Below are 11,597 nucleotides of genomic sequence, written 5' to 3' on the forward strand. Positions count from 1 at the left end.
GAACACAATGATAACCGGAATCCGACAGTGGCTGAAGCCATTTAACAAAGTCTGTTTGAGCGTCGTATTAATTTCTTCGTTGTCTTTTCCTATAATTATGAATCATTCGATTATGATGGCTGCAGGCGCTACATATTATGTAGATACGAATGGAAGTGATACCAACGACGGGATATCTTTAGGTACGCCGTTCCAAACCATTGGACGCGCCGCTCAAGCAGCGACAGCTGGCGATTCGGTGCTCATCCGTGGAGGAACATACAGGGAAACGGTGATCCCGCTACATTCTGGGACGAACGGGAGTGAAATCACTTACCAAAATTATAATGATGAGAAAGTAATAGTCAGTGGCAATGATGTCGTTACCGGATGGACGCAAGACAGTGGAAACATCTATAAAGCTCCGATGACGTGGAGTTTAGAGGCGGGAAATCAAGTGTTCGTCAATGGAGCATTGATGGATGAAGCACGTTGGCCTAACCAGACAGGAACATTACTGAACCCTACAACATCGTCAGCGGGTACATTTACGAATGCGACCAATATTTTCGATACCTCACTTCCGGGTGGCAATAATTTCTGGAAGGGCGCAACGATTTGGACTACAAGCGGAAGTGCGTGGATTGCTCAAACCTCAACCGTGACGGGGTACGATTCCTTTTTAAAGAAGCTGACTATACAGCCTTTAAAGGGTTCAGGAACCTATTATGATCCGAAATCTGGAAATAGGTATTATTTGACCGGTATTAAAGGAGCGTTGGACACCGCAAAAGAATGGTGGTATGATTCCGCGAACGGTCAGCTCTACTTGTGGGCTCCTGGTGGCGGAAATCCGTCTACCCTCATGGTTGAAGCCAAACGGAGAAACAATGCTTTTGATTTATCCGGCAAATCCTACATCAGCGTTAAAGGGATACAAATCACTGCTTCCACGATTGTGACGGATAACTCCACGGATCATGTTACGATACAGGAGATTGCAGCCAAATACGTTTCACACCATAATTTGAACACCAGCGCCGGAGAACAAGCCAATCTCGGGATCATTCTTAACGGCAGTTATAACGAGATACGCGATAGCGAGATCGCTTATAGCTCGGGCAGTCTTGTTACGGTAAAAGGAACCAATAACAATATCATTAATAGTTATATTCATGACGGAGGCTATGTACCGAACTGGGAAGGTCTCGTCAACCTGCAGGGAGCGAACAGCTTGATCAGTCATAATACCGTATCGGACGCCGGACGTGTGACGGTTTATTTCAGCGGCGGAATGACTGCTAATCAAATCCAATTCAACAATATTTATAACGCAGGCTGGCTGACCACGGATTTGGGTATGGTTTACGGGCCGAATACGGACGGTCAAAATACGGAAATCCATCACAACTATATTCACGATAATAAAGCAGCCGCTGCGAATTCAGGAATATATCTGGATAATTATACAAACAATTTTATTTTGCATCATAATGTCGTGTGGAACAACGAAGGCATTCGATTGAATACACCGTCTAATTACAATCTTGTATATAACAATACCGTATGGTCCAATACGTCTCCGGTCGGAGCGTGGGGAGATGTTTTCGCTCAAGATATGTATGGCGACAAAATATACAATAATATCATCAAAGGTGTGGATTCTGTAACCGCAGCCAACGCAGAACATGGGTTTAATTTGAGCAGTTCACCGGGATTTATAGATGAAGCCAACGCAAATTATCGTTTATTGTCTACATCGGCGGCCAAGGATTCAGGCAAGGTGATTCCGGGGATTACCGATGGATACACAGGAAGCGCTCCGGACATCGGAGCTTACGAATATGGAGGTGAGGACTGGACTGCAGGTCACAATTTTGCAAGTCCACCAAGTCCGACATATACAAGACCGGATACACCTCAAATGAATCAGGTGGTCAACGGTGGCTTTGAATGGGGCAATCTGAGTAGTTGGACGACAACGGATGGCGGAAATGCCGTTGTTGCCGACAATCATTGGGGCAAAGCAGCCAATGCGGGGATGTCGAGATCGCAATTCAATGGTGTAAAGCTTAGCGGCAGTGTGGATGGGATCGCGCAAACTATTACAGGGCTTGAGCCTGACACAAATTATATCGCGGGAGCGTGGCTGCGTTCGCCCGCAGGCGAAAACGTGGTTCTCGGCGTGACGGACTTCGGTGATACAGAGGTCAGCGCTTCTTCAAACAGTTCAACTTGGACTTTTGTGAAGGTGAAATTCAAGACCGGTCCATCGCAAACGAGCGCGAAAATCTTTATGAAAAAGACTTCCACAACGGGGGAAGCATACGTGGATGATGTGGGTCTCGTATTGGATCCTTATTATCAATCCATGTATACCTTCGATGGATTCGAAAACGGCCTAGGAAACTGGATCTCTGTCCCAGGCAAAGGTACACCATCCCTCAGCAGTGCAAAAGCACACGCAGGAAGCTACAGCTACCTTGTAAGCGAGGATATGGATGCGATCCAGCAGACGTTCCATTCTTTGCAGAATAAAGTTGTAACGATGTGGTTCTATGATGATGCAGGCGCAACGAACATGCAAGTGGCGGGTTTTGTTGACAACAGTTCGGCAATCCGTGGAATCGCAGTCAATACGCCGACCTCTACCACCAAGTATTCGGTCCGTCTGGACGGAACATATACTGCAACTTCTGTAAGCAGAACGACAGGCTGGCATGAACTGAAGTGGGATTACACTTCGGGGACGAAAGTCGATATGTATATTGACGGAGTACTGGTTGCTTCACCGACGGGTGGAACAAGCTTTAATCGCATTGTTATCGGTGACTCTTGGTCTGGAAATACGACGACCACTTACTTTGATGATATTGCTATTCAATAGATTGCTCAGCAATATGGCATTATTCCAAATAAAGAGCGAGGATTCCCTTCCTATGGAGAGAGATTCTCGCTCGCTTTCTCGTTGTCTAAGTCAAGTCTATAATTTCCATTTGTAGAACCAGTGAGACCGCTTTATAAGGTGGTCTTGTTTTTTTATGATTTTTTTCAAGTGGGGAAAATCAGAAATCGGAGGAAAAGCTAGAATAGCATAAGTGAAATTGTATTTCGTGAGAGTTGTAGAAAAGACACTTAGAAGTCTAATGCTTCTTTTGTAATCTTTTTGATATCAACAGGACAGTTGGAGCTTTCCTCAACAAGATCAGGAAGTATATGCTGCAAGAAATAATCTACACAATGTAGTTTGATGTTCTTGATTTTAATCAATGCCTCGCGGTACATGACAACAAATTCTTTCTCCGTGTTGCCCCTTCTTAGTTCAGTAAAGGCTTCGTATACTTGATCGAGTTTGTCAGCCATTTCAAGTATTAACCCTTCTACAGAATCATCTTTACCTTCACGTAATTGTCTACGGAAGATTGATTTGAGGTCCTCAGGAATATTTTCATCAATGAAATGTGCAATCATTCCCTCTTCTACTTTTTGGAGCATACCACGAAGTTCGAGAGAATAATGCTTCACGGGAGTTTTAATATCTCCAATAAATATTTCACCGTAATCATGGCTGCTTGTAATTTCGTAAAGCTTTTTCCAATTCACAGCTATCCCATTACTTTCCTCGATATCGGCTAATGTTTTTGCATACTGAACAACTTTCCATGAATGAGCAGATACACTATGTTCTTCAAATTTGAATTTACCTGGACAGCGAATAATACGTTCGAGATCGTTGAGCGATTGAAAATAGGTGTGAATCCCCATAAGTGTCGATCCTTCCTGTATATAAAGTGATGGTGTTGTTACCTTATCCTAGTATAGGGGTGATTTGTTATTAGAGAATTAAATCAAAAATTGGGCGTCGATGAATTCGTCACTCAGTCATAAGTCCTATGCTTAGATTTAACAAGTAAATAAATTTAATTGCTATTTACATTTCTTGTTGGTAAAATATTTAGTAAATTAAACCGAGGGTGTGATGGTGAATTGGTCACAATAAAAGATGTTGCGAAAAAAGCGGAAGTTTCTAGTGCTACGGTTTCGCGTGTGTTGAACAAAGACTATACATTACAGGTTTCAGAAGATACAAGACAGAGAATCATTGTGGCGGCTAAAGCATTGGGTTATCGAAAGGGAGGAATGCGTTCGAAAAGACCGATTGATACAGAAACCGTGAAGAAAAACGTAGGGCTGCTTATTACGTGTTCGGAGAAATTGGAGTTTTCTGACCCCTACTTTTTGTCTATTCGACAAGGAATAGAACAAGAATGTGTTAAACAAAACATCAATGTATCCAAGATATTTCGGCTCATGGATGAATCCGAACATGCTATCGATTCGAACGAGTTGGATGGTTTGTTTGTTATCGGAAAAGTACACAACGAGCTTTTGAACCACTTGACACGGATGAAACAAATTATTTCCGTTGACTACATGATCGATGATAGATTCGACTCAGTCATGTTCGATTTGCAGAAGGCGGCTAGACAGGCCATTCATCATCTCATCGCGCTTGGCCATCGAAAAATCGGTTATATTGGCGGAATCAGTTACATTCGAAAGATAAGTGGTAGAAGTTATGCTACGGATGTTCGTCAACTTGAATACGAAGCGATCATGAAAGAAGCAGGATATTATAATCCGAAGCACATCTTTGTGGGGGAATGGCGAACAGAGGAAGGGTATGCCCTCATGAGACAAGCATTGGAACAGGATGATCGACCTACAGCTTTCTTGATTGGGAGCGATCCGATGGCCATTGCGGCGTTGAAGGCCGTGAGCGAGTTCAAGTTAAAAGTCCCTGAAGATATTGCAATCGTGAGCTTTGACGATATTCCGTTCGCTTCTTTCGTCACTCCTCCGTTGACAACCGTAAAAATATTTTCCGAAGAAATGGGGAGGACAGCCGTAAAATTAATGGCCGATCGTTTCAATGGGCGTGAAATTCCTCTGCATGTCACAATACCTACGAATCTTGTCATCAGGAATAGCTGTGGATCGGAAAGCAGAAGTGCTAATATTGATTTGCAAAATAGTGATGCTATGAGCTAAATGCCTAGTGTGGAATTCTTGAGCTCTTGGCATTTGAATAGAGTTTCGATAAAACGGTAGCCAAACGCGGGACAGGATTTATTGGCTATCGTTCGCTCGATCTTGCATGAAGATGTACCCTCTCTTCCCTGATGCGACTAGTTTCTCCCTCCCTCACATGAAAGTAGTGAAGTCGTCCTTTCCCCCTATACAGCTCCTAAATACCTTATTGTTGCAATTCATATTACCCAGAAGATTATCGATGTTCAAGTGACACTTTGTAATATGTAAAATAATTCTTTGGATGTATTGACATTTAACTAAATGTCAGTAAAATAAAGCCATCTTTAATATTTGTTTTACTAAATAAAAATATTGTGCATTGTTATTAAATTCGAAAAAAGGGGAAAGTCAGTGCGTGCAGAAGGAGGAGATTTTTTTTAGATCAGAAATGAAAGCGATGTCATTTTAGGCGTCAACTTTATTTCTAACGAGTGAAGGGAGTTCTGTGGAAAAAATTTAATGAGCGTTGTAGCTTAATCTTAGTCCTGTCCACGCTTGCGTGGTATGCTTGTAAAACAATAACGGTGGCAAAGAGTCGCAAGCGAAACTATCCTCTTCTGAATTCACTTCCACTGATCCGGAGGCCAAATCGAACGTGTTTGGCTGGGAACGAGCGAAGAAAAATGCAAAGCACAATAGTACATCCTCGTAAATTATCATAAAAATCAAAAAAGGTCGTTTACTAGGCTGAACGAGACGAAAGACAAAACATGATGCACTTATCGAATGAATACCCCGAAGCTATTACCGGTATGGACGAAGTAACTGTATCCCAATGGGATGCCTAAAGCAAGGCGATTCGAGCTTCCCCCCCTATCTCCAGCACCTAAAACCCTAATTGTTAAAGTTCATTTCTCCTAGAAGAGTTCAATGTTCAAGTAATACAGCATTTTAGGTAAAATATTTCAGTGATTGTATTGACATTTACTAAAAAATAGGTAAAATTAAGCCATATTTATAGTTAGTTTTACTAAAAATACATTGTTATCAAATCCGAAAAGGGGAAAGTCAGTACGCGCAAAGGAGGAACATTTTTTAAGATTCAGAATGAAAGCGGTGTCATTGTTGGGTGTCAACTATATTTCTAACGAGAGAAGGGATTTCTGTGAAAAAAACCTTAATGGTCGTTCTAGCGTTAATGTTGGTCCTGTCCACGCTTGCGGCATGCTCGAAAAACAATAACAGTGGCAACGAGGCGCAAGCAACTCCATCCGCTACTGAATCCGTATCCACAGATCCGGTGGCCCAATTGAACGAGTTTGGTTGGGAACTCCCGAAGAAAACGATTGAATTTAGCTATTATGCAGGTCAAGCTAATCCGGATAAAGCGGAGAAAAACGCCAAACAATTGCAACAGTACATTCTCGATAAATTTAATGTAAAAATCAACAAGCTCGTTTACGACGTTAAACGCGACGAAAGACAAAACCTGATGCTCGTATCGAATGATTATCCCGAAGTTATCGCAGGTATGGACGAAGCAACTGTATCCAAATGGGTTGCTCAAGGCAAGGCGATCGAGCTTGGCCAATTCATCGACAAGTATGCTCCGCACATCAAAGAGCAGCTTGGCGACCTGTATAAAACGTACTTAACCGACGGAAAGTTGTATGCGCTTCCGAGCTATTGGGGACTATTGCCGATTCCAGACTTCGCCGCACAAATGCGCTATGACTATTTGAATGAGCTGGGCAACCCGACATTCGAGACGCCCGACCAATTTTACGATATTTTGAAGCAAATGCAAGCCAAGCATCCAAAGAACGATAAAGGAGAAAAAACGTACGCGCTTACCGCATACGCTCCGGTTACGACCAATACTGTACCGACGCTTGCGGGTATTTGGGGGCTTAAAGACGGTTATAAAGTCACGCCAGAAGGTGGGATGACGCATTGGGTCAATACACCGGAAGGTCTCGAATTGACGAAATTCATGAATAAAATTTTTCGGGACGGCCTGCTTGATCCCGACTCGTTCATCAATAAATACGAAAATATGAAAGCGAAAATGTCCACTGACCGCGTCATGGGCTATGTCGGCGCTTGGTGGATCGGCTGGAACGCCGGCCACGAATTATGGCAAAAAGCGGATACGAATTGGACGGAGAACAAGCGTTTCATGCAATATTCTCTGAAAGCGCCTAATGCGGAACATTCGTATATGTCCGGTAAAAACGCTAGAAGCGGCAATATGACGATTATTACGGACAAAGCGAAAAACCCTGAAGACATCGTCAAATGGTTGGATTTTACCATGACAGATATAGGAACAAGGTTGATTGGGTGGGGTGTTCCGAATACGGATAAATCCACTTGGACATTCGAGAATGACCAACCAAGCTTCGTCGACGCTGCAAAGCAAGCGATTCTTGATTCGACGTTCGACTATGACGCCGGTGAACTGATCGGTATGGACCAGTTAAATCTGGTTTCGCCCGATGGAACGATGAAGGACGACGGCAAGAGCACCTACTGGTTCGATCAAAATTTCAATCAAGAAGCCAAATGGAAGAAAATGCTGAACGATAACCTGAAGGATACAATCTACGACAATACTTTCGGCAACATTCCGATCCTGGCGAATAATCCATTGGCAGTAACTGATAAACAAATCACCGATTTGCTAGAAACGTTATGGTCGAAAGCGGTCATGAGCAAGACGGAGGAAGAAAGCGTTGCGAATTTCAAAGCGATGCAGGATAAGTTGAATGCCGCAGGTTTGAACAAAATTGAAAAATTCAAATCGGAAGAATACCAAAGAAGATTGAAGGATTGGAAGTAATAACGCCCGGGAGGAAGGGGGTCCCCCCTTCCTCTTGTTAAAAAAAAGATTTGGAGGCGTATGCGTGGACAAATTAAATCAATTACATCCGGCGGCACCATCGCAAATGAAAAATCGGAACGTGATGAGACGTTTGTATCGGGAACGGCAATTATGGCTGATCAGCATTCCCATGATCATTTGGGTTTTAATATTCAGCTATACGCCGATGTATGGTATTTTGATGGCTTTCGTTAATTACATTCCCGGCAATTCGATTATCCAGAGCGATTGGGCAGGGCTTACTCATTTTAAGATGTTCTTTGATTCCCCGGACTTCTCGATCGTCTTGCGAAATACGTTGGCCATTAGCGGACTTAGCATCTTATTCGGATTTCCGGCACCGATCGTGCTGGCCGTCTTGTTGAACGAGCTGAAGAACAAACGATTCAAAAAGACGATTCAGACGATATCTTATTTGCCGCACTTTATTTCATGGGTTGTCGTGGCAAGCATTTTATTCGCCCTCCTAGGCAATGAAGGCATCTTGAACGACTTGTTAATGCGATTTGGCATCATTGATCAACCGATCTCTTATCTGGGCGAAGGAAAATACTTCTGGGGGATCATCACCTCTGCGAATTTGTGGAAGGACGTCGGGTGGTCCACCATTATTTACTTATCTGCGATGGCGGGCGTAGATTCGGAGATGTACGATGCCGGCAAAGTCGACGGGTTAAACCGATTCGGACTGATCTGGCATATTACACTTCCAAGCATTCGGTCGACGATCGTACTGCTCTGGATACTCGGCATCGGAGGCATCTTGAACGCGGGATTCGAACAGCAGTTGTTGATCGGAAACGCGCAAACGAGAGAGTACTACGAGGTTATCGATACGTATGCTTATAAATACGGCATCGAGCTAGGGAACTATTCGTACGGTGCAGCCATCGGGTTATTGAAGGCGATTATCGGGATTACTCTCGTGTTCGGCGCGAACAGGTTCTCGAAAAAAGTGCTGGATACGTCGATCATTTAATACGATACATGTCAATGACAGGAGGCGCGACCCGATGAATTCGTCTTTTGAAAGAAAGTCGCTCGGAAGTAAAATTTTTGATATTGCCAATGTCGGCTTTATGTTGCTTTTTTCAGTACTCATGATATATCCATTTCTGAATTTGCTGGCCCTCTCGTTAAACGACGGCGCGGATGCAGCGAGAGGGGGCATCTATCTTTGGCCGAGAATGTTCTCGACCGATGCATACAGCTTCATGCTGCACGAGAATAAAATGTTTTCGGGGTTCGGCATTTCGATCCTGAGAGTGCTTGTCGGCACGACCACCTGCGTGATGGCAACAGGTTTGCTGGCTTATATAAGCACGGTACGGCATTTTTCAGGCAGAAAATTGATGCGAATATTGTTTTTGATGACGATGTACATTAGCGGTGGATTGATTCCGACGTACTTGCTGATCGTGAAGCTAGGGTTGGTCAATTCATTTCATGTTTATTGGATTCCAAACTTATTAAATGCATACTACATGCTCATTATGGCTTCCTATATGCAAAATTTACCCGAATCGCTATTCGAATCGGCGCGTATCGATGGGGCCAACGAGCTTGGCATATACTTTCGGATTGTCATGCCGATTTCGTTACCGGTATTTGCGTCGATCGCCGTCTTCAGCGCGGTTGGACATTGGAATTCTTGGTTCGACGTCGTCTTGTACAACTCGAATGGGCATTGGGATACACTTCAGGTTTACTTGCGGAAATTGCTGCTTGAAGTGGAGTCGTTCGAAGAGATTAAAAATCAGCAGATCGCGCTTTCAAAATTCAGAACGTTGTCTCCAGTCACCTTGCGGGCTGCGGTTACGATGGTCGTGACGCTACCGATCGTGTTCATCTACCCGTTCCTTCAAAAATATTTTGTCGGGGGAATTACACTGGGCGCGGTAAAAGGTTAATCAGACGAGAAAGAGAGGAGTTATGGTGTGCAAAATATATCTTCAGGCGGTTATACGTTTACCTTGACAGGAGGAGAAGAAGATTTTGACGTTTCGCTCTCCTTGAATCAATCGGCAACTGGCATTCTTCGTTTGAACTTGAAACTTCAATCCGATGAACCTAAAGCTCCCGGCACGATGGAGTTGACTTGGCAATTTCCGGTTATCGACGTGTTCGCCTGCTGGCATCCGGGATTTTATCGGAACAAGCGGCTTCGAGTGGACTGGGAGAGTGGATTCCGTTCGAAGGCGACGTCGTCCGCACCGGTTTGCGTCCTTTACGGTTTCCAAGGAAATAACAAGATGACGTTTGCTTTTTCCGACGCGCTCAATCCGATCGAATTGAAAGCGGGCATTCACGAAGAAACATCAAATTTTCTTTGTTCTGTCAAGCTGTTTCAGGATCAAAGCTCGCCGATCCGGTCTTATGAAGCGACGCTCCATATCGATACGCGTGACATCCCATACGAAGAAAGCATTGCGAATGTGCAACGATGGTGGTCTACGCTGCCGGGATACGAACCGAGTCCAGTTCCGGATACAGCAAAGCTTCCGATGTACGCGACTTGGTACAGCTTTCATCAGCAACTGTCGGCAGAGGCTGTAGAACGACAATGCGAACTGGCCAAAGCCATAGGCTGCGAAGCCGTTATCGTTGACGATGGGTGGCAAACGGCGGACAATGCGCGCGGGTACGCCTATTGCGGAGATTGGGATGTGTTCGAAGGCAAAATTCCCGATATGAGGGCGCATGTCGATCGCGTTCACGAAATCGGAATGAAGTTTCTTCTCTGGTATTCCGTTCCGTTCGTCGGCAAGCACAGCAACGTCTGGCCAATGTTCGAGAATAAGCTGCTTGGAAAAATCGAAGATTTAGGCGCGGGCGTGCTCGATCCACGATTCCCGGACGTTAGGGAATATATTATTGGAACGTACGAGAACGCGCTGCGGGACTGGAATTTGGATGGGTTTAAGCTTGATTTCGTGGACAGCTTTAATCTCACATTCGCCAGTGACATCGAAGGAAGAGACTACGAATCGGTACCGGAAGCGGTCGACCGTCTCTTGAGTGACGTGATGTCCAGGCTAAGGGCGATCAAGCCGGATATCATGATCGAATTCCGCCAATCGTACATCGGACCACTTATGCGCAAATACGGCAATATGTTCCGTGCGATGGACTGTCCGAACGATGCGTTGGAGAATCGTTCACGTACGCTGGACGTTCGTCTGCTCGCGGGAGATACCGCCGTTCATGCCGATCCGCTTATGTGGAATCCGGAAGAGCCGACGGAGAACGCGGCGCTGCAATTGGTGAATACGTTGTTTGCAGTTCCGCAAGTATCGGTTTTGCTAGATCAACTTCCTGAATCCCATCTTCGGATGTTACGGTTCTGGCTGTCATTCTGGCGCGAGAAGAGAGAGGTTCTGCTGGACGGGCGGCTGACCGCGAAGCATCCGGAGCTGGTCTATCCGTTTGTGACTGCCAGTGCCGATGATGAAGCTATTACGGCTGTTTACGCGGATATCGTCGTGAATCTGGGCTCCCGAATACCGAAAACGTGGTTCGTCGTCAACGGCACGCTTAACGATAGAATCGTGATTGAACTCGAGGAAAGCATGGGCGAGCGAAACGTCGTCATAAGGGATTGCCAAGGTCAGGTAACAGCTACGTACAAATCAGTCTTCACGATGGGGCTTCATCCGATCGCGATCCCTCCGGCGGGTATTGCCGTCTTCGAAGCGTAATC

The 11,597-nt window shown here is 44.8% G+C and carries 7 protein-coding genes; 6 read left to right on the forward strand and 1 reads right to left on the reverse strand.

Annotated elements, in window-relative coordinates:
* Positions 1-7 precede the first annotated feature (7 nt).
* Positions 8-2,866: a right-handed parallel beta-helix repeat-containing protein gene (locus PAENI_RS25405; protein WP_149647146.1), complete on the forward strand. Its 2,859-nt coding sequence runs from the start codon at positions 8-10 to the stop codon at positions 2,864-2,866.
* Between the two features lie 248 nt (positions 2,867-3,114).
* Here the strand turns inward: PAENI_RS25405 and PAENI_RS25410 are convergent, their stop codons facing one another.
* Positions 3,115-3,744, reverse strand: a complete 630-nt coding sequence (locus PAENI_RS25410) for a YfbR-like 5'-deoxynucleotidase (RefSeq protein ID WP_149647147.1) — start codon at positions 3,742-3,744, stop codon at positions 3,115-3,117.
* 222 nt (positions 3,745-3,966) lie between these two features.
* On the opposite strand from PAENI_RS25410, the gene PAENI_RS25415 reads away from it, so the two are divergent.
* From PAENI_RS25415 to PAENI_RS25435, 5 genes are all read left to right on the forward strand, one after another.
* Positions 3,967-5,031: a LacI family DNA-binding transcriptional regulator gene (locus PAENI_RS25415; protein ID WP_149647148.1), complete on the forward strand. Its 1,065-nt coding sequence runs from the start codon at positions 3,967-3,969 to the stop codon at positions 5,029-5,031.
* A gap of 1,147 nt (positions 5,032-6,178) precedes the next feature.
* On the forward strand, positions 6,179-7,855 hold the full coding sequence (locus tag PAENI_RS25420; RefSeq protein ID WP_149647149.1) for a type 2 periplasmic-binding domain-containing protein: 1,677 nt from the start codon (positions 6,179-6,181) through the stop codon (positions 7,853-7,855).
* Between the two features lie 64 nt (positions 7,856-7,919).
* On the forward strand, positions 7,920-8,876 hold the full coding sequence (locus PAENI_RS25425) for an ABC transporter permease (protein WP_262495730.1): 957 nt from the start codon (positions 7,920-7,922) through the stop codon (positions 8,874-8,876).
* 34 nt (positions 8,877-8,910) lie between these two features.
* On the forward strand, positions 8,911-9,807 hold the full coding sequence (locus tag PAENI_RS25430) for a carbohydrate ABC transporter permease (RefSeq protein WP_149647150.1): 897 nt from the start codon (positions 8,911-8,913) through the stop codon (positions 9,805-9,807).
* Positions 9,808-9,834: 27 nt separating this feature from the next.
* The gene (locus tag PAENI_RS25435; protein WP_262495731.1) at positions 9,835-11,595 is read left to right on the forward strand and encodes a glycoside hydrolase family 36 protein; all 1,761 of its coding nucleotides are present in this window, start codon (positions 9,835-9,837) and stop codon (positions 11,593-11,595) included.
* Positions 11,596-11,597 lie beyond the last annotated feature (2 nt).

This window comes from Paenibacillus sp. B2(2019) (assembly GCF_008370385.1).
Classification (GTDB): Bacteria; Bacillota; Bacilli; order Paenibacillales; family Paenibacillaceae; genus Paenibacillus_AQ.